20 protein-coding genes and 1 tRNA gene are annotated in these 20,544 nt (G+C 62.1%); 9 read left to right on the forward strand and 12 right to left on the reverse strand.

Annotation, left to right across the window (positions count from 1 at the left end; all coding sequences use genetic code 11):
- Nucleotides 1–41 precede the first annotated feature (41 nt).
- Both Q7T45_RS07220 and acs read right to left on the reverse strand, forming a co-directional pair.
- Complete coding sequence (locus tag Q7T45_RS07220; protein WP_304869203.1) at nucleotides 42–500, reverse strand: host attachment family protein; 459 nt, start codon at nucleotides 498–500, stop codon at nucleotides 42–44.
- A gap of 87 nt (nucleotides 501–587) precedes the next feature.
- Nucleotides 588–2,531, reverse strand: coding sequence for an acetate--CoA ligase (gene acs / locus Q7T45_RS07225; protein WP_304869205.1), 1,944 nt, complete (start codon nucleotides 2,529–2,531; stop codon nucleotides 588–590).
- A 395-nt stretch (nucleotides 2,532–2,926) separates the two neighbouring features.
- On the opposite strand from acs, the gene Q7T45_RS07230 reads away from it, so the two are divergent.
- Nucleotides 2,927–4,099: a DNA topoisomerase IB gene (locus Q7T45_RS07230; protein WP_304869207.1), complete on the forward strand. Its 1,173-nt coding sequence runs from the start codon at nucleotides 2,927–2,929 to the stop codon at nucleotides 4,097–4,099.
- Between the two features lie 94 nt (nucleotides 4,100–4,193).
- Here Q7T45_RS07230 and Q7T45_RS07235 read toward each other — a convergent pair whose 3' ends face one another.
- The 7 genes from Q7T45_RS07235 to tsaD form a co-directional block, all read right to left on the reverse strand.
- A complete protein-coding gene (locus Q7T45_RS07235; protein WP_304869209.1) occupies nucleotides 4,194–4,544 on the reverse strand; it encodes a hypothetical protein in 351 nt (116 codons plus the stop codon).
- 8 nt (nucleotides 4,545–4,552) lie between these two features.
- Entirely contained in the window at nucleotides 4,553–5,497 is a 945-nt protein-coding gene (locus Q7T45_RS07240; protein WP_304869211.1) for a lipopolysaccharide assembly protein LapB, read from the reverse strand.
- 2 nt (nucleotides 5,498–5,499) lie between these two features.
- Entirely contained in the window at nucleotides 5,500–6,624 is a 1,125-nt protein-coding gene (locus Q7T45_RS07245) for an AAA family ATPase (RefSeq protein ID WP_304869213.1), read from the reverse strand.
- 7 nt (nucleotides 6,625–6,631) lie between these two features.
- A complete protein-coding gene (locus Q7T45_RS07250) occupies nucleotides 6,632–7,093 on the reverse strand; it encodes a hypothetical protein (RefSeq protein WP_304869215.1) in 462 nt (153 codons plus the stop codon).
- 218 nt (nucleotides 7,094–7,311) lie between these two features.
- On the reverse strand, nucleotides 7,312–7,725 hold the full coding sequence (locus Q7T45_RS07255; protein WP_304869217.1) for an EVE domain-containing protein: 414 nt from the start codon (nucleotides 7,723–7,725) through the stop codon (nucleotides 7,312–7,314).
- A 2-nt stretch (nucleotides 7,726–7,727) separates the two neighbouring features.
- Nucleotides 7,728–8,708, reverse strand: a complete 981-nt coding sequence (locus Q7T45_RS07260) for an NAD(P)H-dependent glycerol-3-phosphate dehydrogenase (RefSeq protein ID WP_304869219.1) — start codon at nucleotides 8,706–8,708, stop codon at nucleotides 7,728–7,730.
- A 236-nt stretch (nucleotides 8,709–8,944) separates the two neighbouring features.
- Nucleotides 8,945–10,018, reverse strand: coding sequence for a tRNA (adenosine(37)-N6)-threonylcarbamoyltransferase complex transferase subunit TsaD (gene tsaD / locus Q7T45_RS07265; RefSeq protein WP_304869221.1), 1,074 nt, complete (start codon nucleotides 10,016–10,018; stop codon nucleotides 8,945–8,947).
- Nucleotides 10,019–10,154: 136 nt separating this feature from the next.
- Between tsaD and Q7T45_RS07270 the strand changes: the two genes are divergently transcribed.
- From Q7T45_RS07270 to Q7T45_RS07290, 5 genes are all read left to right on the forward strand, one after another.
- Nucleotides 10,155–10,886, forward strand: coding sequence for a uroporphyrinogen-III synthase (locus Q7T45_RS07270; RefSeq protein ID WP_304869224.1), 732 nt, complete (start codon nucleotides 10,155–10,157; stop codon nucleotides 10,884–10,886).
- A 63-nt stretch (nucleotides 10,887–10,949) separates the two neighbouring features.
- Nucleotides 10,950–12,110 carry a COG4223 family protein gene (locus tag Q7T45_RS07275; RefSeq protein WP_304869226.1) on the forward strand — a complete coding sequence of 387 codons (1,161 nt, stop codon included), beginning with the start codon at nucleotides 10,950–10,952 and terminating at the stop codon, nucleotides 12,108–12,110.
- A 49-nt stretch (nucleotides 12,111–12,159) separates the two neighbouring features.
- Entirely contained in the window at nucleotides 12,160–13,875 is a 1,716-nt protein-coding gene (locus Q7T45_RS07280; protein WP_304869229.1) for a heme biosynthesis protein HemY, read from the forward strand.
- Between the two features lie 100 nt (nucleotides 13,876–13,975).
- Nucleotides 13,976–14,051, forward strand: a tRNA-Thr gene (locus tag Q7T45_RS07285).
- 471 nt (nucleotides 14,052–14,522) lie between these two features.
- A complete protein-coding gene (locus tag Q7T45_RS07290; protein WP_304869232.1) occupies nucleotides 14,523–16,319 on the forward strand; it encodes a M10 family metallopeptidase in 1,797 nt (598 codons plus the stop codon).
- Between the two features lie 381 nt (nucleotides 16,320–16,700).
- Here Q7T45_RS07290 and Q7T45_RS07295 read toward each other — a convergent pair whose 3' ends face one another.
- Both Q7T45_RS07295 and Q7T45_RS29020 read right to left on the reverse strand, forming a co-directional pair.
- On the reverse strand, nucleotides 16,701–17,426 hold the full coding sequence (locus Q7T45_RS07295) for a hypothetical protein (RefSeq protein WP_304869235.1): 726 nt from the start codon (nucleotides 17,424–17,426) through the stop codon (nucleotides 16,701–16,703).
- A gap of 231 nt (nucleotides 17,427–17,657) precedes the next feature.
- Nucleotides 17,658–17,780, reverse strand: coding sequence for a DUF6471 domain-containing protein (locus tag Q7T45_RS29020; RefSeq protein WP_370691230.1), 123 nt, complete (start codon nucleotides 17,778–17,780; stop codon nucleotides 17,658–17,660).
- Nucleotides 17,781–17,992: 212 nt separating this feature from the next.
- Here Q7T45_RS29020 and Q7T45_RS07300 point away from each other — a divergent pair, with 212 nt between their 5' ends.
- The 3 genes from Q7T45_RS07300 (at nucleotide 17,993) to Q7T45_RS07310 (ending at nucleotide 19,373) form a co-directional block, all read left to right on the forward strand.
- Nucleotides 17,993–18,367 (forward strand): type ISP restriction/modification enzyme, encoded by a 375-nt coding sequence (locus Q7T45_RS07300; protein WP_304869237.1) that lies wholly within the window; start codon nucleotides 17,993–17,995, stop codon nucleotides 18,365–18,367.
- Nucleotides 18,368–18,477: 110 nt separating this feature from the next.
- Nucleotides 18,478–18,990 (forward strand): hypothetical protein, encoded by a 513-nt coding sequence (locus tag Q7T45_RS07305; protein WP_304869239.1) that lies wholly within the window; start codon nucleotides 18,478–18,480, stop codon nucleotides 18,988–18,990.
- A 131-nt stretch (nucleotides 18,991–19,121) separates the two neighbouring features.
- Entirely contained in the window at nucleotides 19,122–19,373 is a 252-nt protein-coding gene (locus tag Q7T45_RS07310; RefSeq protein WP_304869242.1) for a hypothetical protein, read from the forward strand.
- Nucleotides 19,374–19,441: 68 nt separating this feature from the next.
- Here Q7T45_RS07310 and Q7T45_RS07315 read toward each other — a convergent pair whose 3' ends face one another.
- Entirely contained in the window at nucleotides 19,442–20,479 is a 1,038-nt protein-coding gene (locus Q7T45_RS07315) for a polysaccharide deacetylase family protein (protein ID WP_304869244.1), read from the reverse strand.
- Between the last annotated feature and the right edge of the window lie 65 nt (nucleotides 20,480–20,544).

Consider the following 20,544-nt stretch of genomic DNA (forward strand, 5'->3'; position numbering starts at 1 on the left):
AATTAAGATTGCTTTGCCGGAATGACAGGAAGGGAAAAAGTCTACGCCTTTGCTTCTTCCAGCGCCTTGACCACGATCTGCTCGATCTTGTCGATGGGATGATTGGTCAGGTCCTTGTCGATCTCCATGATGGTCGCCTCCGTCAGGGCGCTCGTGGAGGCCTTGCGGAATTCTCCCAGGGCCACGGCGGGCGCGGCTAGAATGAAGCTGGTGAATGCGCCTGCCTTCAAATCCTTTGCCATATCGTCGGCAATCCGCTGCACAAAGCGGTCCTCGGCAACCTTGTGCCAGTCGGTGGTCTCCATGGCCGAGCGCCGGCCCAGGCTGTCATTGGTGCGGCCGGGTTTATCGGTTCCTTGGTCGCGGGTGGCGGGATTGTCCTGTTCATAGGCGCGCTCCAGCCGGAGATTCGGAAACATGCCGTCGCCATCATTGCGCAAAACAAGGGCATAGGCGCCGTCTGCCACAAGCACACGGGTATCTTCCAGCAAATGTTTCATGGGGAACTCCAGGGCGTTGATTCATCCGCCGCACATCCGCGCGGCATGACATTAACGCTTTCGCCGTCCGAAGGTTCCCCTATTCGCCTAGGCTTTCCTGTTCTGCCGGTTCGCAATCAAATCATCCACCACCGTTGGATCATTGAGGGTGGAGGTATCGCCAAGCGAGCCGAAGTCATCCTCGGCAATCTTGCGCAGGATGCGCCGCATGATTTTGCCCGAGCGCGTCTTAGGCAATCCTGGCGCAAACTGGATCATGTCCGGCGTGGCGAACGGCCCGATTTCCTTGCGCACATGGGCTACCAGGTCCTTCCGCAGGTCATCGCCGCCATTTTGCCCCACCATCAGGGTGACATAACAATAAATGCCCTGTCCCTTGATGTCGTGCGGATAGCCGACAACGGCCGCCTCCGAAACCTTTTCATGGGAGACAAGCGCCGATTCAACTTCCGCCGTGCCAAGCCGGTGGCCCGAAATATTGAGCACGTCATCAACCCGGCCGGTGATCCAGTAGTAGCCGTCCTCATCGCGCCGGCAGCCGTCCCCGGTGAAATACATGCCCTTGTAGGTCGAGAAATAAGTTTGCACGAAACGGTCATGGTCGCCGTAAACCGTCCGCATCTGGCCCGGCCAGGATCGGGCGATGCACAGATTGCCGCTGCATTCGCCCTCCAGCACCTTGCCGTCGGCATCGACGATCTCGGGCACCACGCCGAAGAACGGCTGCGTCGCCGAGCCCGGCTTGAGTTTGGTGGCGCCCGGCAGCGGCGTGATCAGGATGCCGCCGGTCTCGGTCTGCCACCAGGTGTCGACGATCGGGCAGCGTTCGTCGCCGACGACGCGGTGATACCATTCCCAGGCTTCCGGATTGATCGGCTCGCCGACCGAGCCCAGCAGCCGAAGGCTCTTGCGCGAGGTCTTCTTGACGGGGTCGTCGCCGGCCTGCATCAGCGCGCGGATCGCGGTCGGCGCGGTGTAGAAGATGTTGACCTTGTGCTTGTCGATCACGTTCCAGAACCTGGACATGTCGGGGTAATTCGGCACGCCCTCGAACATCAGCGTTGTCGCGCCGTTGGCCAGCGGCCCGTACAGAATGTAGCTGTGGCCGGTGACCCAGCCGACGTCGGCGGTGCACCAGTAGATGTCGCCGTCGTGATAGTCGAACACGTATTGATGCGTCATCGACGCGAACACCAGGTAGCCGCCCGAGGTGTGCAGCACGCCCTTGGGCTGGCCGGTCGAGCCCGAGGTGTAGAGGATGAACAGCGGATCCTCGGCATGCATCGGCTCGCACGGGCATTCCGTCGTCACCATCTCGGCGGCTTCGTGGTACCAGAAGTCGCGCGACGGGTTCATGTCGACCGCGGCGCCGGTGCGCTTGACCACGACGACCCAGTCGACGCCGCCGCATTTGGCGATCGCGGCATCGACATTGGCCTTCAGCGGCACCTTCCTGCCGCCGCGCAGGCCCTCATCGGCGGTGATGATGATCTTGGACTGGCAGTCGGTGATGCGCTGGGCAAGGCTGTCGGGCGAGAAGCCGGCGAACACCACCGAATGGATGGCTCCGATCCGCGCGCAGGCCAGCATGGCGTAGGCGGCTTCCGGAATCATCGGAAGATAGATGGTGACACGGTCGCCCTTCATGACGTTACGGGTGCGCAGGATGTTGGCCATCTTGCAGACTTCGTCGTGCAGCTGCCGGTAGGTGATGTGCTTCGACTGCGAGGGGTCGTCGCCCTCCCAGATGATGGCGGTCTGGTCGCCGCGGGTTTCGAGATGCCGGTCGATGCAGTTCCAGGCGACATTGAGGACGCCGTCCTCGAACCATTTGATCGAGATGTTGCCGGGCGCAAACGACGTGTTCTCGACCTTGTGGAACGGTTTGATCCAGTCGACCCGCTTGCCCTGTTCGGCCCAGAAGCCGTTGGGATCGTTGACCGAGCGGGCATACATCTCGCGGTACTTGGCCTGATCGACATAGGCGCGCTTGGACCATTCCGCGGATACGTCGTAAATTTTCTCGGACATTCGTTACCCTCCCACCCATGCGGCCAGTGACGCGAGCACTGCAAGCCGTCTCATTTGTTGCGCCAATTATGCGTCGGGCCTACCGGCACCGACAAGCGGAAGAAATAGGACCTTAGGCGGGGTTCTCCCGCCATGCGCAGGATCAAGCCGCAGCCGATCGGCCCCGCGGCAGGCACCGGGCGCCATCACGATCGCGTTGGCCGTTAGCCAAAAAACCTCTGCATGGCGTCCATTCCGTCTCTAGAGGTATTTAGAGACCGGTTTGGCCAATGGATGGACTAGCGCTCCCGGTGATTACCCCCTAAATGGCCTCCCCGGGGGTCAGGCCCCCGCCGGAACCAAAGACCGATAATCGGCATTACCGGAAGAACAGTTGGAGCAAGGCGTCTAAAGCCATGATGGATCAGCAGAATTTCGAGGCTGCGCGGCCCGTTTCCGCCGATCCTGCCGTTGAACTGGCGAAAGCGCTGGGCCAACTGCCGAAACTGGCACCCGCCGCCAAGCCGGCCTCCTCGGCCAAGACTGCCCTCAAGACCACTGCCAAGACCTCGGTCGAAGACCTCGCCGAGGTGCATGGCCTCAAGCTCGGCGACCAGAACGAACTCACCATCCGCCGCATCAAGCGCGGCAAGAACTATTCATTCGTTCGCGCCAACGGCACCGCGGTCCGCCATGCCGGCACCATCAAGCGCCTGCATTCGATGGCGGTGCCGCCGGCCTATGCCGAGGTGCGCTATTCGCCCGATCCCTCCTCGCATCTGCAGGCGGTCGGCCGCGATGCCGCGGGCCGGCTGCAATACCGCTATCATTCCGACTGGGAGAAGGTTCGCGAGCAGCGCAAGGCCCACCGGCTGGCGCGGCTGGTCGGCGCCTTGCCGAAAATTCGCCGTAACGTCTCGATGCACCTCTCCGGCGATACGCCGACCCGCGAATTCGCGCTCTCGGCGGTGATCGAGCTGATCGCGCGCACCGCGATCCGGCCCGGCAATGAATCCTACGCGAAGCTCAACGGCACCCGCGGCGCGACCACGCTGTTGAAGTCCAACGTCGTGGTCGAGGATGACAATCTGGTGCTGACCTTCAAGGCCAAGGGCGGCAAGGCCGTGCGCAAGGAATGCGACGCCGCCAAGCTGGTGCGCGCCATCGGCATCCTGCGCACCGTGCCGGGCAAGCGCATGTTCCAGTATCGCGATGGCTCCGGCACGGTTCGCGCCGTCTCCACCACCACGGTGAATGCGTTCCTGCGCGAGATCGCCGGCATCAAGATTTCGCTGAAGGATTTCCGCACCCTGATGGCTTCGGCCGTGGTGCTGGAATCGTTGTCGCGGATTTCGCCGGCTGCCAGCGCCCACGGCCGCAAGAGGCAGGTGCTGGACGCGGTGCGCGCCGCCGCCGACGAATTGTCAAACACGCCGGCGATCTGCCGCAAGAGCTACGTCCACGACACCATCGTCACCGCCTTCGAGGACGGCATCCTCGAACGCTTCGCCGCGACCATGAAGGGCTATCGCTCGCAGTCGAAGCGCGAGCAGCTGCTGGCGCAAGTGGTCGCGACCGCGGCGGCATAGGTGCCTGAATTTGGCCGACGCGCTCGTAACGCGATCGACTGCCTTTCATAAAACCAGCATCCGCCTCTGATGCAGACCCTCTCCCACGGGACATTTAACGCGCAAGCCGTTCTCGAGCAGCCTCAAGCAGCCGCGAACAGGCGTCACCGGAAGGCTTGAAGTCAACATCGTGGAAACATCTCGCCGCATCGCCGCGCTGCCCTTCTGGTGGTTTGGCCATGAGATCGACGTTGCTTGCCGGCTGCGCTGGCTTAGCCCAACTGGCGGACGAAGAGGTCGCCGTTACCACGGGCCTCTCGACATAGATCCAACCGCACACCAGCAAGGCGATCGATACGGGCCAGATGTACCACCCCAGCCTGTACCTCCGGTCGGTTTCCCACAATGCGCGGTGCATTGCGGCGATGCGCGATACGAAGGGAATGCCCAACTGTCCGTTCTGCATCGGTGATCTCAGCGATTGCCGTTCCGGCGCAACCGGTCGCGTGCGGTCATCGCCTGGGTGTTCGCCGGCGCCGCCTTCAGGACGTTCTCATAGGCGAGCAACGCCTCCGCAGGACGGCCGGCTGCTTCCAATGTTAACGCGCGTCCGGTCAACGCGGCGACAATGTGGGCCGGGGAGCGCTTGCCGAACTCATCGTAAGCCTGCAGGGCCGCGTCATAACGTTGCCGGCGGGCCTCGATCACAGCTCGCGCCATGTATCCTTCCGAATCGGCTGGATCCAGCCTTTGAGATTCGTCGACGTCCGAAATGGCCTTGTCGTAATCCTTCAGCGCCGTCAGAGCAGTTGCCCTGTACAATCGGGTGCGAGCCGCCAGCGCGGGCCCGGAGAGTTCGACGGCTTTGTTCAAATCCGATAGCGCGGCGTCGTTCTTGCCGTGCTCCATATAAATCAAACTGCGATTTGCGAGTACGACCGGAGTATCAGGCTGGATCTTCAAAGCGGCGTCGTAATCCGCCGTTGCGAGATCACGTTGTGCAAGCGAATAATAATGCCGTCCGCGCTGATTATACGCGGCCACCAGTTGCTCGTCACTGAGCAGTCCGCTCCCGATCATCCACGAGCAGGCCTCGATCGGCCGAGTCTTGTCGTGCGAATTGCTGTAGCAGATCTGAGCATCGGCGCGCAGTTTCTCGGGAAAAACAGCGATCAGCCGTGTCGCCGGTCGCTTGGCGTTACCAGCCGCGCTGCTTCCCGCCAGCACATCCGAGGAGGGCGCAGGCTTTCCCCATCGGGCGGACGTTGACGCCATCGGGCTTCCGGGCTTCTCGACGTAGATCCAGCCGCAGACCAGCAACGCAATCGATGCCGGCCAGATATGCCACCAAAACCTGTATCCCCCGTCGATGCTCCACAATGCACTGTGCTTGGCTGCGACGCGCGATGCGAACGTCATGGTCAGCTATCCCTGATGGCGTCTTCGATATCGCGTGCATCGAATTCCGCGACGTTGGCCTCAGGATCGCCCGATGTGCGGACCGCATGGGCCTCCCGGACCTTCTCGAGCAGCGTCCGCATCGCACGCGCGTTGCCCCATTGCGGGTCACGCCGTTGCGCTTCGATCCAGGGGACCAGGGTTTGCTCGAAGCCAAACGGCAGCAGATACTGCTGTTCCGTGGCCATGAAGCGGAAGATCTCGCAGAGTTCGACCGCTTGATAGGGCGGAAAGTCGATCGTCTTGGTGAACCGGCTCGCCAGCCCCGGATTGCTGGCGATGAAGCGATGCATTTCGCCGGGATAGCCGGCGACGATGACGATCAGCCGATCGCGATGATCTTCCATGTATTTCAGCAGCGCCTCGATGGCTTCCCGGCCGAAATCGCCCTTCCATTCGCCGGCGGACAGGCTGTAGGCTTCATCGATGAACAGAACGCCATCGAGCGCGGATCGACAGATGTCGAGCGTCTTCATGGCGGTCTGGCCGACATAGCCGCCGACCAGCTGGCTGCGGTCGGCCTCGATCAGATGGCCTTTTCGAAGCACGCCCAGGGAGCGGTAGATGTCGCCGATCGCTCGCGCCACGACGGTCTTTCCGACGCCGGGAGGTCCGGTGAAAACCATGTGCCGGCTGGTCGTGGAGACCGAAAGTTTTTGCTCCCGCCGTCTGCGCTCTATTTCAAGGCTGGCGAGCAGCTTGTTGATTTCGGATTTGACGGGGCCGAGCCCGACCATGGACTCCAGATCATTCAGCGCGTCGTCGGCTGTCCTCAACTGGAGTTTCGTTTCACCCGTGGCCGGATCGGTTGAAAGCCGGCGGCCATAGGTATAGCCGCTACCGACCGGCACCAATCCCAAAGCGGTCGGATCGGTACCGATCCGCGCGGCCGTATAGCTGACACCCGCGGCCGCAAGTATCGCGACCGTGATGCCGAAAAATCGGAGCGGCGTCATTGCGGAAAACAAGCCGCCGATCCAGTCCAGGAAACCGAGTTGCGAGCTGAACAATAGGCCGCTGATCGCCGTCGAGATCACTCCGATAAAAATGAAAATGAGAATAAATCGGAGATTGAAATAATCCTGCATCAGGGCCTCACGATTTGCATGGCGGGCTCACTGGAAAAATCACCATGGTCGTGGCTGCGCCGTTCACCGGCTCCATATTCGCGGGTGGCGTCAGCGCCACAACGAGGCCTTTGGCGTCGCCTTCGACCGAGAGCAGGCCAACGCCGACTTCGGGCATCGGGTTTGGAATCGCAATGCGCTGGGGCTTGTCCGTGATCACGAACGGCGGCGATTCATATCGGCTGGTCCGAAAGCGGACGGTGCCGCCGGCTGGATTCCCCGGCGTAGCGGCCAGGATAAATCCCATCGGAAGCCGGCATTCCCTGGGATCGGCCTTTGCCTCCTGGAGAGCCTGGGGGCTCAGCGTCGTCATGGCCTTGTCAAAATCTGCCGAGTTTACCCTGTCGATCGCCGGCGGCGCGGCTCCGGATTGCCGTGCAAGATACCAGCCCGCCGAAAGCCCGAGCGTGATCGTGCAGAAAAGCAGCATGACCTTCAACGGCGGCAGCTTCCGGCTTTGGCCGGCCGAGGACGGACCTGCGCCGCGACCTCGCGGAGATTCGTTCTCATACCGATTTTGCATACCGGCTCCGAACCAAGTTCACGCTTTGTTCGATTGATACCACCAGTTGCAACGGGCTGTCCAGTCGTCTGCGGTCGACAGAAACGCCTTCCTTGCGGATGCTGCGCTCGACATGAACGGAACGTCTACATCCCGCCCATCTTGCAGACGATCTTCCATTCCTCCGACGTCACCGGCTGCACCGACAGCCGCGAATATTTCACCAGCGCCATTTCCTTCAATCGCTCGTCGGCCTTGATCGCGGCCATCGTCACCGGCGTCTTCAGGGGCTTGCCGGCCTTGATGTCGACGCAGACGAACTTTTCGCTTTTGTCGGTGGGATCCGGATAGGCTTCCTTGATGATCTCGGCGATGCCGACGATCTCCTTGCCCTCGTTGGAGTGATAGAAAAAGGCGAGGTCGCCTTTCTTCATCTTCACGAGATTCTGCCGCGCGGTGAAATTGCGCACGCCGGTCCAGGCCTCACCCTTGGCGCCCTTTGCCACTTGCTGATCCCACGACCAGGTCGATGGTTCCGATTTCACCAGCCAGTACGCCATTGTCATCCCTCTGCCTTGAACGGCCGCGTCTGCAGGCTTTCGATCGCTTCGTCGATCGTCGCCGTGCCGCTCAATATCGCCGCGACCGCTGACGATACCGGCATATCGACATTCCGCGAAGCCGCCAGCTCGATCAGAACAGGCGCGGTGAACTCGCCTTCGGCGAGCTGGCCTGAGGGCCGCGGCTCGCCGCGTCCCAGCGCGACGCCGAGGGCAAAATTGCGCGACTGCGCACTGGAGCAGCTCAGGATCAGGTCGCCGAGGCCGGAGAGGCCCGCCATGGTTTCGCTGCGCGCGCCGCAGGCGCGGCCGAGCCGCACCAGTTCGCTGAAGCCGCGCGTGGTCAGGGCAGCCTGCGCCGAGGCGCCGAGTTGGCGGCCGACCACGATGCCGGCGGCGATCGCGAGCACATTCTTGGCCGCGCCGCCGATCTCGACGCCGCGGACATCCGAGGTGTGATAGGGCCGGAAGGTCGAAGACCCCAGCGCCTGCGCGAGCTCAGCCGCGAGCGTCTCTTCCTTCGCCGCCAGCGTCACCGCGGTGGGAAGGCCGCGCGCCACGTCGTCGGCAAAGCTCGGCCCCGACAGGATCGCCGGAACGGAAGCAGGTGCTGCTTCTGATATCACCTCGGTCATGAATTTATGGGTGCCGCGCTCGATGCCTTTTGCACTCGCGACGACAGGCACACCGCTGGCAAGATGAGGCGCCAGCGCCATGACGGCTTCACGCAAATGCTGTGCGGGAGTCGCGATCACGATGATATCGGCACGCGCGCCATGCGCGATGTCGCTGGTGATGATGACGCGGCTGTCCAGCCGCACGCCGGACAGTTTCGGATTGGTGCGGCTGGCGGCGATTCCGGCCGCGATCTCCGGGTTGCGGGCGTAAAGAATCACCTCGCGCCCGGCCCGCGCCGCGACGGCGGCGAGCGCCGTTCCCCAGGCGCCGGCGCCGATCACGCTTACGGATTTGAAGGACGGCATGGCTAATCCTCAGCTGCGCTCCCTCGCCCCGCGCTTGCGGGGAGAGGGTTGGGGTGAGGGGCTGCTTCCGCAAGTTCTGAAATCGATGAAGGTGCGGTACCCCCTCACCCGGATCACATCTGCGATGTGATCCGACATCTCCCCGCAAGCGGGGAGAGGTGAGCAATCCGGCCGGACGCTGCACGGTGCTGGGATAGGGCAATTCTTACTGTGCATGGGGTTGTTTTCGCGCTTTCTTAAAAGGCCGCGCGGGTTTTGCCATATCCGGCCGGCGCGGTGGCGTTGGCATCGAGCAGCCAGCGGGCGCGGGGGGCGGCGTCCATGGTGTCGACCATGCCGAGGGCCAGCCGCTCCGCGCCGGCCCAGGCGATCATCGCGCCATTGTCGGTGCAAAGTGCGGGCGGCGGAATGATCAGCGTGGTCTGCGCTTTGGCCGCGACATCCTGCAGCGCGCCGCGGATGGCCTGATTGGCGGCGACGCCGCCGGCGGCGACCAGCGCGCGCGGCGGGCCGAACTGTTCATGAAACAGCCGCAGGCCGACGCTCAGCCGGTCCGCCGTCGATTCCAGCACCGCCGCCTGAAAGCCGGCGCAGAGATCGCTGATGTCCTGCGGCTCCAGCGGGACCAGCCGGCTGGCCTCGTTACGCACCGCGGTCTTCAATCCCGACAGCGAAAAATTGGCATCGGCGCGGCCAAGCATCGGTCGCGGCAATGCAAACCGTTTGGCGTCGCCACCGACCGCGGCGCGCTCGACCTCCGGTCCGCCGGGATAAGGCAGCCCGAGCATCTTTGCCACCTTGTCGAAGGCTTCGCCCATGGCGTCGTCGACGGTGGTGCCGAGCCGGACATAGTTGCCGACGCCGATCACGGCGACGATCTGGGTGTGGCCGCCGGAGGCCAGAAACAGGCAATAGGGAAACGCCAGCGCGCAGGTCAGCCGCGGCGTCAGCGCGTGGGCCTCGAGATGGTTGACCGCGATCAGCGGCGTATCGTGCACCATCGCGATCGCCTTCGCGGTGGTGAGGCCGACGATCACGCCACCGATCAGGCCGGGACCCGCGGCGGCCGCGACCGCGGAAAGCCGCTCATAGCCGACCCCTGCCTGTTTCATCGCGCTGTCGACGATGCCGTCGAGCACATCGACATGGGCGCGCGCCGCGATCTCCGGCACCACGCCGCCGAACCGGGCGTGTTCCTCGGTCTGCGAGCGCACGATATTGGATAGAATGCGGCCCGACCCGTCGCTCAGGCGCTCGACCACGGCGGCTGCGGTTTCATCGCAGGTGGTTTCGATTCCCAGCACCAGCATTGACGTGTCGTTACCCAATTTGAGCCCTTGCGCTGGTCGCCAAAGCGGCGTTTCGGTATCTCCCCGGTAGCACTGCGAGGTCTCAAAGTGCAATCGTCCGTTGCTCCCGAAATCCAGCTCCAGAAGAACACGACGCATGGCTGTTCTCGTTACCCGCCCGCATCCTGACGACGAAGCCACGGCCACGGCGCTTCGCGGCCGAGGCTTTGAGGTTTTGCAGGCGCCGATGCTGCGGTTCGAGCCGGTCGCGTTCCATGACGATCTGGACGCGCGCTGCGGCGCGGTGGTCGTCACCAGTGCCAACGCGCTGCGCGGCATCGAACTCAAGGGCCACCGGCTGCTCGAGTTGCCGCTGTTCGCGGTCGGCGAGCATACCGCCAGCGCCGCCCGCCGCGCCGGGTTTACCCATGTGATGCCGGCCAGCGGCGACGCTGCCGGCTTGCGCGACCTGGTGCTGGCAAGGGTGAAGGCAAAGGAACTGAAGAAAGCCTCGACGCTGCTGTATCTGGCCGGCGCCGATCTCGCCCGGGATCTGGCCGGCGAACTCGGCGAAAGCGGCCTCCGGGTCGTCACCCACACCACCTACCGGATGGTTCCGGTGGCGACCCTGCCGCGCGAGGTATGCGACGCGTTCGCCGCCAGCCGGATCGAGGCGGTGCTGCATTACTCACGCCGCAGCGCGCGCGCCTTTCTCGATGCGGCGCGGGCCGGGGGCGTCGAAATATCGGCGTTGTCGATTCCGCAATGCTGTATCTCCGCCGGCGTCGCGGCCGTGCTCCGGGAAGCCGGGGCCACGCAGGTCACGGTGGCGGCGACGCCGGATGAAAATGCCCTGTTCGAGGCGCTTGAGCGTGCGTTGCGGGCCTGATCGGGTTAAGAGGATCAGGTCGAATCCCGTAACGTTCGCCACAATTGATGAGGAACCGTCATAATGGTCGATGACAGGCCCGAAGCTACCGGACCAGCGCCCGAACCCGGCCGCGCCAGGCGCGAGCCGCCGACCATCGACCTCGAGGCGACGGAGGTCTCCGGCGAGACCCAGAAGGCGGCCCCCGCCGCCGAAGCGGAGCCTGAACCGGAACCGGAATCATCGGCGCCACGGGCTGCACCGGCGCGGGGTTCGGCTGCGATCATCGGAGCCCTTTCGGGCGCCAGCGCTGCCGCGCTGGTGCTCGGTGCCGCCTGGTTCGCGGGATGGCCGGCGCCACCGCCGGCTGCCCCCGCGCCGCAGGTCAATTCCCTGATCAGTTCCGCCGCCGTCGATAATCTTGCCGCGCGTGTTGCGAGCGTGGAGTCCCAGGTCGGCAAGCCCGCTGTCGCCACGCCCGATCCCGCGGCCGCCGCCCGCACGGAAGCCCTGGAAAAATCGCTGGCCGCGTTGCGCGGCGAACTTGCGGCGCAGCGGGCGCAATCGGACAAACTCGCTTCAGCCATCAACGACGCGAAATCGGCGCCGCAAGCCGCACCGCCGCCGGACCTATCCGCGATCAACGAACGCATCGCCCAGATCGAACGCGCCGCCCGCGCGCAGAACGCGGAGCTCAGCAAGGAAATCGCCAAGCCGGCCGACGATGTGCCGCTGCGCCGCATCGTGGCGGCGGCCCTGCTCGACGTTCTCGTTCGCACCGGCGATCCCTATCCCGCGGCGATTGCTGCTGCGAAAGCGCTGGCGCCGAATCCGGATGCGCTGAAGCCGCTCGAAGGTTTTGCGGCTTCCGGCGTGCCGAACGCCGCCAGCCTGAGCCGCGAATTGCTGACGCTGGTGCCAAAATTGTCGCCCCCGGCGCCTGAAACCTCGACGACAGGTACCGGCATTGTCGACCGGCTGCAGGCGGGCGCCGCCAAACTCGTCCGCATCGAGCGCAGCGACGCCGTCGGCAGCGATCGCGGCGCGGTGGTGGCGCGGGTCACGGCGGCGGCGTTGCGCAACGATTTCGCCGAAGCGCGGCGCGAATTGAAGACGCTGGCGCCGGCCGATCGCGCCGCCGCGCAAGCCTGGCTCGACAGGGCCGATGCCCGCGATGCGGCGCTCGCGGCCTCCCGCCAATTCGCCGCCGATGCGATGGCGACGCTCGCCAAGCCCGTTCAATAACAAGCCTGCTCAGTAAGCCTGTTCAATAAGCCTGCACGATAGGACCTTCATGTATCGGATCATTCTGTACCTGGTGTTGATCGCGCTCGCAGCGGCTGGTGCTGCATGGGTTGCCGATCAGGGCGGCGATGTCGCGCTGACCTGGGGCGGCTGGCGTGTCCAGGCCTCGCTGCCGGTGTTCGCGCTGGCGCTCGGCGTCACCATCGTCGCTGTCATGCTGGCATGGGCGATCCTGCGCGGGCTGTGGCGCGCGCCGGAGCGTCTCCGGCGCCGGCGGCGCGATCGCCGCCAGGCCCGCGGCCGCCATGCCATCACGCAAGGATTGCTGGCGATCGGCCACGGCGATTCCGCCGCGGCCCGCCGCCATGCCGATGTCGCGCGCCGCGATGCCGGGCACGATCCGCTGGCGCTGCTGCTGCACGCGCAATCCGCCCAGATGGATGGCGACCGCGAAGGCGCGCAACGCGCCTTCCGCGCCATGGCGGAGCGCGAGGACACCAGGCTGCTCGGCCTGCGCGGGCTGTTCATCGAAGCACAGCGTGCCGACGATCCGGTCGGCGCGGTCATGATCGCCGAGGAGGCGCTGAAGCTGGCGCCGGCCTCGACCTGGGCCTCGCATGCCTTGCTCGGATTCCGCTGCGCCAAGGGCGACTGGAGCGGTGCGCTCAGCATTCTCGACAACAATCTCGCCTCGGGGCTGATCGACAAGGCTACCTTCCGGCGCCAGCGCGGCGTGCTGCTGACGGCGCGCGCGCTGGAGCTGGAGAAGGTCGACCGCGACAAGTCGCGCGAAAGCGCGATGGAAGCGATCAAGCTGGCGCCGACGCTGGTGCCGGCCGCGGTGCTGGCGAGCAAGTATCAGACCGAGGCGCATCAGATCCGGCGTTCGATGCGGATCGTGGAGACGGCATGGCTGGCCCAGCCGCATCCCGATCTCGCCGATGCCTATGCGCATGTGAAGCTCGGTGATTCCGCGCGGCAGCGGCTGGTGCGGATCGAGACGCTGGCGGCGAAGGCGCCCGGCCATATCGAGAGCGCGCTGGCGATCGCGCGCGCCGCAATCGATGCCGCGGAATTCGAGCGCGCGCGGGCGGCGCTGGCGCGGTTCATCGCGGTGCCGACGCAACGGGTGGCGCTGCTGATGGCGGAAATCGAGCGCACCGAGCACGGCGACAGCGGCCGGGCGCGGGCCTGGACCCTGCGCGCGGTGCGCGCGCAGCACGATCCGGTGTGGACCGCGGATGGCTATGTCAGCGATCGCTGGCGGCCGGTGTCGCCGGTATCCGGGCGGCTCGATGCGTTTCAATGGCAGACGCCGCTGGCGGCCCTGCCGTCCGACAGCAGCGCCGCCATCGAAGCCTTCGCCCTCGAAGAGGAAATGCTGGCGCCGCCGCGCCGCGTCGAGCCGCCGAAACAGCCCGAAGCCGAGGTGACCGCCGAGGAGGCCACGCCGCCGGCCGCGGCGCAGGACAATTCCCCGACGCTGGCTCCGGCCGCCGAACCGGCCGCTGCTGTCGAATCCGAACCGGCGCCCGCGCCGTCCCCGCCGCCGCCAGCCGAACCCGTGCCCCCGGCGCCCGCGCCGCTGTTCCGCGCCCGCCAGGATATTCCCAAGACCATTCCCCAGGTGATTCCCATCGTGCGGGCGCCCGACGACCCCGGGATCGACGACGACCCCGCCAGCGAGGAGTTCAGGGAGCAATTAAGTCCCAGCCAGAGCCAAGCCGGCGGCTGGCGCGGGTTTCTGTCCCGCTGGGGCAGCTGAAATAGCCGATTTCGGGGAGCGTTTTTCTTGCAAAAACGCCTCCTGCCCGATATCAGGGGCCAGCGTTTTCAGGCCCTTGCCCGAACGCACCGTTTGGTCCGCCGCAATAGCTCAGTTGGTAGAGCACGTCATTCGTAATGACGGGGTCACAGGTTCGAGTCCTGTTTGCGGCACCATCTAAACTATTTAAATACTTGGTTTTTTTATGATCGACTTCATTAGCCCGAATCAACTTCGGACCAAAGGGACCACCCCGTAACCACGGCGGCCCGCTTTGACGGCAGTGCCTAGAACAGGGACGGGCTTGGTGGATGGAGTTTTCGCCAGTCAGATAAAAGATTAGCTATTGGCTTTGGCGCGCGCTCCAGAGTGGCAGCCAGTCTCAGGCTTCGGCGTTCAGGCAGTCCGATGCTGCCAAACTCAATCAAATCCCAACGCGCTACATGCAAGGCAGCAAGCTCTGTGGCGCGATAGGTTCGTAGCGCGCGGAATGTCCGAGGTTACCGCGCTCTGGTCGGTTCTGTTTGTTCTTCTTGCCAAGGAGAAAGAAAGAGCGCAGAGTTCCATTATACTTTAGCTAGAGGATACTTGAGGCACAACTGCGCCGTTCCGCTTAAGCGACGAGCAGCTTGAGAAACAGGAAGACAATGTCCCAGACAATTAGCTTTTCGGAGCAAGCCTTCGGAACAGTCAATCCGACTTATCTGTGCAAAGTCGTAAAGGTAGCTTTCACAGGAACAATCGTTGGCGACGGTGCGCAGCCGAACACGCCGGTACTCGCAGCGAATGCATCCTACGACGGTCCAGTTTCCTGGACGTTCAGCAAGCCAGTTTCCAACGTTCAGTTCGACGCCGGCTACTTCAACTCGATCGGGAGCACCGTGTTTAAGTTCTACGACGCGGGTGGCCACCTCTTGCAGTCCTTCACAAACTCCCAGCTCGGGATCCAACACGTCTCGTATTCAAATTACACAAAAATTGCCAAGGTGGTCGTAGCGCCAGTTGGCGCCGACGACGCCGGCTTTTCGGTCGATTCCATCCAATTCACATATCAGCCGCCGCGAATCGAGCTGTCTAAGAGCCCGAACATCGATGGTCTTCTCTGGGGCTATAAGTGGGATCACACGTCGCTGACCTATTCGTTTCCCACCGCCGCTACCGAATACACGCAGAACGGCTACAAGACGGTGAATGGCTTCGAAGCATTAAACACCCCGCAGCAGGCAGCCTATATTAAGATACTTGAGAACTTTGCTGGAGTCTGCGGTCTGGCCTTCACGAAGACGACCAACCAAAACGCCGACCTTCGGTTCGCCGAGGCCGACAGCATCGACTACTCCGACGGCAGCGGGCTGCATGTTCCTGGCAACGCGACCGCCGAGGGGAATCCTCCAGATCCCGCCCGCGCAGTAACGGCACAGGGCGATGTCTGGTTCACCCACACCACATATGACAATCCGTCGCTTGCTAGTTTCGCGTTCGCGGCGGGATTGATGCATGAGCTCGGTCATTCGCTCGGGCTAAAGCACGGGCACGTGACCCAGAATGGGTTCCCAAAACTGCCGGCCGGTCACGATTCCTACGAGTACTCGATCATGACCTACCACCAGTATGTCGGGGATGTGACGGACACCGACAACGCGCCCGACCATCCCTCGACAATCATGCAGGATGATATCGCCGCCCTGCAGTATCTTTACGGAGCTGACTATAATTATCATAAGACCGACACCGTGTATCAATGGGACGCCAATGCGCAATTTATTGTCAATGGCGCCCCCAAAGGAACTCCGGTCAACAACCATGCCCTGATGACCATCTGGGATGGCGGCGGCTACGACACTTATTACTTCGCTAAGAATACTACCGCTGTTAAGGTCGATCTTAACCCCGGAAACTGGACCACTTTCGGAGATCTCGCCGATCTCGGCGACGGTCATTTCGCCCGGGGCAATGTCGCCAACGCGCTCCTCTACAACGGAATCCTCGACTCCCTGGTCGAGCGAGCGATCGGTGGTTCTGGCAACGATACCCTATCTGGAAATGTCTTGGATAACACCCTTAAGGGCGGAGCTGGCGACGACGTCCTGAACGGCCGTTCGGGAAACGATTACTTGCTTGGGCAGGCGGGAGAAGACACGTTTGTGTTCAATACTCACCTAAACGCGAGCAAGAACGTGGATAATCTGGTCGACTTCTCGCACCAGGACGACACGATCCAGCTGGAGAACAAGGTTTTCGTCGGGCTTTCGCATGGCACCCTGGCGACCGATTATTTCTATGTGGGAGCGGAGGCACACGACAGCAACGATCGCATCATCTACAATAAGAGTACGGGCGAATTGTTCTTTGATTCTGACGGGACGGGACCGAAACCGCAGTTCGAGTTCGCCTACATGCCCAAAGGTACGAGTCTGAGCGCCAACGACTTCTTTATAATCTGACCACCGAACACCCCGCCACGGCGCTGGGCTTCGAGGCCCTACCGCGCAAATGAGTCGTCGAACGAGCTTGAGGCAACAGTCCAATTGGACTTAATCTAAACAACCCGCGAACGAGTCGAATCAGTTCCCACCCACATGTAGCTCGATGCCTCGGTGGCTTCCCTCGTGCGGCGACCATGCCGAATCCTCCGGTGCACCCCGCCGGAGCCGATATTTGTTGAATGGCTCATCGGCCAACCGGAGTGCAATCGAAAGCCGCACCTTTGATGGCTTTCGAACAATCGTTTCTGATGAGTATCAAAAGCACCAAGCCTATCTACACAGGCCGATCCTAAAGAAAAGGACCGTGGCACGCAGGAACTGGTGGGCGGCCCTGTCGCTTTAGCTTACGTGGCTTTCTGCCTGTCGATAGAAAACGCCCTTGCCCTCTGCGAAATCATTCCCGCCCGGCGGGCATCTAGTGCCAAGACGATCTATGCCGCAAAGGTCGAAAGCAAATTGGCTAAGATGGAATTTCGGGTTTCCCGGACCTTGATAGGCAATGGCAATTACAGGGCATTCTATGGAGGAGAGCGGAGCGCTAAGTTCTTTGCTGATCTTTATGATGCCGATCGGTTCCAAGTACTCAAGACTTCGGTTTTGCCCAATTGTATAGGCCCCTCTCCCACTAGCTCGGGACAGCCAACGTTCTGTGTAGGTCTCAAAAAACCTACGGACTCCCATCTCGTACAGCATTCGCCCACCCTCCTGCACCCATTGGACGGTGATCTTCTGCATCTCTTCATCGTCTTGTTCAATGTATCGTTTTTCCAAAAAAGTCAGGATTCTAACATTCGTGGCGGGAACAGGACCGGTGTTTATGATCTCAAACGTGATTTTGGCCTTGAAGCAGTAGTGCTCATCGGTCATGTCCACTCCATCGGAGTTCAGAGTGATCGGTGTCAAGTCTTCGATCTTGGGCGGGAGCACGATCAGCCAGGGCCGTTGCTCGTCTCGCATGATCCGGTTAGAAATCCGCGCTTGGACGGTAGCGCGGAGAGCGGCGCGAGTGGTCTTGCGGGCTTCACGCAAATTTCCAACGACCAGTATGACGGCGGCTATGCTCAACAGTAGCTACACCGCTGATGAACGCGATGATCCATTGGGTAAGCGTATCCTCCATCTTAACCAAACGGCGGGCCCACTTCCACCCTTGTGGTTCATTGGCCTGTTTATCCTTGGTGGCAGCGCCGCCGCCTTGGGCAAACTCGGAGCCTTGCGCAGCGGCGGTTTGAATTACTGGGCCACGAAATTCTGGAACCGCCCATGCCAAGAAAAGGAGCGTTAGTAGCAGAGCCGCTACAAATCCTGGTGCAACGTATGTGAACCGATTGCGGCTAGGCATTGAAACAAAAACGCGGCACTTGAATCCCCCCGGCTGATCTCGTTGTTGAGATTACGTTCGTTTTCGTGGATGTCTATAGCCTGATACCGTTAGTGAAATGAAAAGCGGGGCATCGAAATCAAAATCGTGGAGAGAGCGATTTTCAGAATGTTTTTCTTGGGCTTGTCACAAACAGGGATGATTAGGTTTAACCGATTGGGGTCTAGACTAGCTCAATTCGGAGTGTTTATTGTAAGCATCCCGGCAGACGCGACCTGTCCAAGGGGCCATCTTCCATTACGTTTATGGCGTGCTGCACGATTCGGTTTATCGCGAGACCTATGCTCAGAATCTGAAGCGTGATTTCCCGCGCGTTCCCCTATACTCTGGGCAATGGGCCGATTGGGGCGAAAGGCTTATGACCTTACATGTCGGCTATGACACCATCGAGCCTTGGCCCCTGCAACGCACCGACACGCCGGACCTCAAATCGCGCGAGGGGGGCGTGCCGCCGCGCGTCATTCTAAAGGCTGACTCGGTCAATGGTGTGATGGTCCTCGACTCCGAAACGAAACTTTCAGACGTGCCCCCAGCGGCATGGCACTATCATTTGGCGCTCGACTGGATACTCGATCAGTACAAGGGAAAAGGCGTCGAAGGACCCGACTATTCGCGACAGATTTAGGACATATCGTTTCATCGATTACATGGAAAAGGTCATCGATTTGTTGATGCGCGTCACGCGCTTATCGATTGAAGCTGTTGCGATAACCGATGCCATGCGGTCATTGAGCAATGACTCGCGATGACCTGATTGACAAGGTGCAGTACGGGGTCATGACGCCTGACGAGGCGGAGGCCGAAGCGGAGCTATTAGGTCTTCGGCGTCTAGCATCTCATGGCGACAAGACTTTAGACCCTTTGCGAGAGCCGGATTGGACACTGCCGATGGCGGCGGCTTGGATCGCCTACCGCACCTCTGACGCGGTCCGCGGGCAATGGGATGACTATCGTCTTGATTGTTGGGAATGGCGCTTCAGGAAATGGAGAGTGGGATTTGATGGCCCAGTCCATGAAGGTCATTTCTTGGAGCAGTGCTCTCGCGCAACGCTTGCGAAGCTAAGCATATCAGATTCTGTCGATCAGCGCGCGGCCCGTGATCCTTTATTTTCAATGACGGTGCAGGAGGCAATTGACGCTCTCTGGATTGCATTGCGGGGTGGAGCCACCAATCGCGTCGTCCTGAAGCGACGACGCGGCTCGCATCGCTGGCTGGCGCCACGCCGACCAGCCATCACTCGCGCGTGAGCAGTCCGCACGATTTTTGAACTAATCGTTACCTGTGAAGCAGTTCACATCCAGATTCTGCAGCCGCGTTAATACCCAGCCGAAATCGAACGAGGGAGGCGTCCGTGCCTTCAATGGATGATCAGAGCAGAATGAGACGCACCATTGACCGGTTGGGGATTGTTCGAATCCTGCTGGTCCAGGTGATGGTTTTGCTCGCGCTGGCCGGCGCCGTTGTCCGATGGGTCAACTGGTCGTCCGAGGTCGCCTGGCAAGAATTTCTCAGCGCGAGCCGGCCGGCGCTGGCCGGCGCGAGCAGTCGACCGCAGCCGCCACCGCAGCAGCAGCCTCAGCCTCCGGTGCAGACCGTCAAGAGCAAGGCGGCCTGTCCCAAGAAAGCCTGAACCAGGAAAGCTTGAACCAGGAAGGCTTGAATCAGGAAGGCTTGAATCAGGAGAGCCTGAGCGAGTGGTTATTCCGTCACCGTCTGGATCACGCTGCTGACCGGGCGGCTGGCGACGGCCGGCAGCTTCATGTCCTTGACCAGCAGAGCGTCGTATTCGGCCAGCGTCTCCAGCTGCACCTTGGCCTTCATGTGCACGACCTTGTAGCCGCCGGCCTTGAGGCGGCGCAGCAGCGTGGGCAGCGCTTCCGCCGTGCGCTTCTGCAGGTCGTGCATCAGGATGATGCCTTTGCCCGTCTTGTCGAGCTTGGTCATCACATTGGTGACGATCTGTGCGGCGTCCTTGGACTTGAAGTCGAAGGAATCGACGTCGGTGGAGAACATCGCGATGTTGCGCGTGCCGAGATAGTCCACCGAAGCCGGGGTATGCTGCAGGCCGGGAAAGCGGAAGAACGGCGCCGGTGCAGTGCCTATCGCCATCTTGATCGCGCTAAATCCCTTTTCGATCTCTTCCTTGACCTGCGCTTCGGTCAGCTTCTTGCTGTCGAGATGCGCATGCGACCAGGTGTGCGAGCCGACGGTGTGGCCGGCATTGTAGACCTGCTTCAGGATTTCCGGATGATAGGTGGAGTGCTTGCCGACCGGGAAGAACGTGGCCTTGGTGCATTCCTCGGCCAGCGACTTCAGCACCGAGGGGGTGGTCGGCCACGGACCGTCGTCGAAGGTCAGCACCACTTCCTTCTCGGTGAGGAAGTCGAGCTGCTTGAATTGCTGGAAGCCGAAGCCCGGTCCGCCCGTGGTGTCGGCGACGACGACGCGGCTGACGCCGAGCGCATCGGGGTTGGCGCATTTTGCCTGCACGGGTGCTGCGGGCTTGGCGGGAACAGGTGCGGGCGCCGGTGCGGAAAGAGCCGCGGTGACCTGCACGTCGTCGCGCGGCGCGGGTGCCTTGGCGGCGACGGCCGGAAGCGGTTCGGCCTTCCGTGCATTGACGGTTTGGGGAGGAACTGACGCATCCGCACGCGGCGAAGAGGTCCAGTACCACACGGCGGCGATCACGACGGCCGAAACGACAGTCGCGCACATCAGGCCAAACGCATTACGCATCGTTACACTTTCCACAAAATTCACCACAACCCGTACAGGCGCCATTAATGCAAACGAGGTCTTAA

Source organism: Bradyrhizobium sp. (genome assembly GCF_030646015.1).
Taxonomy (GTDB): domain Bacteria; phylum Pseudomonadota; class Alphaproteobacteria; order Rhizobiales; family Xanthobacteraceae; genus Bradyrhizobium.

Bases quoted from the DNA above. Each gene is read 5' to 3' on its own strand.
- Q7T45_RS07305 (WP_304869239.1), top strand. From the start codon at position 18,478: ATGACTCGCGATGACCTGATTGACAAGGTGCAGTACGGGGTCATGACG.
- Q7T45_RS07290 (WP_304869232.1), top strand. From the start codon at position 14,523: ATGTCCCAGACAATTAGCTTTTCGGAGCAAGCCTTCGGAACAGTCAAT.
- Q7T45_RS07310 (WP_304869242.1), top strand. From the start codon at position 19,122: ATGAGACGCACCATTGACCGGTTGGGGATTGTTCGAATCCTGCTGGTC.
- tsaD (WP_304869221.1), bottom strand. From the start codon at position 10,018: ATGCTGGTGCTGGGAATCGAAACCACCTGCGATGAAACCGCAGCCGCC.
- Q7T45_RS07270 (WP_304869224.1), top strand. From the start codon at position 10,155: ATGGCTGTTCTCGTTACCCGCCCGCATCCTGACGACGAAGCCACGGCC.
- Q7T45_RS07260 (WP_304869219.1), bottom strand. From the start codon at position 8,708: ATGCCGTCCTTCAAATCCGTAAGCGTGATCGGCGCCGGCGCCTGGGGA.
- Q7T45_RS07235 (WP_304869209.1), bottom strand. From the start codon at position 4,544: ATGCAGAACGGACAGTTGGGCATTCCCTTCGTATCGCGCATCGCCGCA.
- Q7T45_RS07315 (WP_304869244.1), bottom strand. From the start codon at position 20,479: ATGCGTAATGCGTTTGGCCTGATGTGCGCGACTGTCGTTTCGGCCGTC.
- Q7T45_RS07230 (WP_304869207.1), top strand. From the start codon at position 2,927: ATGATGGATCAGCAGAATTTCGAGGCTGCGCGGCCCGTTTCCGCCGAT.
- Q7T45_RS07280 (WP_304869229.1), top strand. From the start codon at position 12,160: ATGTATCGGATCATTCTGTACCTGGTGTTGATCGCGCTCGCAGCGGCT.
- Q7T45_RS07255 (WP_304869217.1), bottom strand. From the start codon at position 7,725: ATGGCGTACTGGCTGGTGAAATCGGAACCATCGACCTGGTCGTGGGAT.
- Q7T45_RS07240 (WP_304869211.1), bottom strand. From the start codon at position 5,497: ATGACGTTCGCATCGCGCGTCGCAGCCAAGCACAGTGCATTGTGGAGC.
- Q7T45_RS07275 (WP_304869226.1), top strand. From the start codon at position 10,950: ATGGTCGATGACAGGCCCGAAGCTACCGGACCAGCGCCCGAACCCGGC.
- Q7T45_RS07220 (WP_304869203.1), bottom strand. From the start codon at position 500: ATGAAACATTTGCTGGAAGATACCCGTGTGCTTGTGGCAGACGGCGCC.
- Q7T45_RS07250 (WP_304869215.1), bottom strand. From the start codon at position 7,093: ATGCTGCTTTTCTGCACGATCACGCTCGGGCTTTCGGCGGGCTGGTAT.
- Q7T45_RS07245 (WP_304869213.1), bottom strand. From the start codon at position 6,624: ATGCAGGATTATTTCAATCTCCGATTTATTCTCATTTTCATTTTTATC.
- acs (WP_304869205.1), bottom strand. From the start codon at position 2,531: ATGTCCGAGAAAATTTACGACGTATCCGCGGAATGGTCCAAGCGCGCC.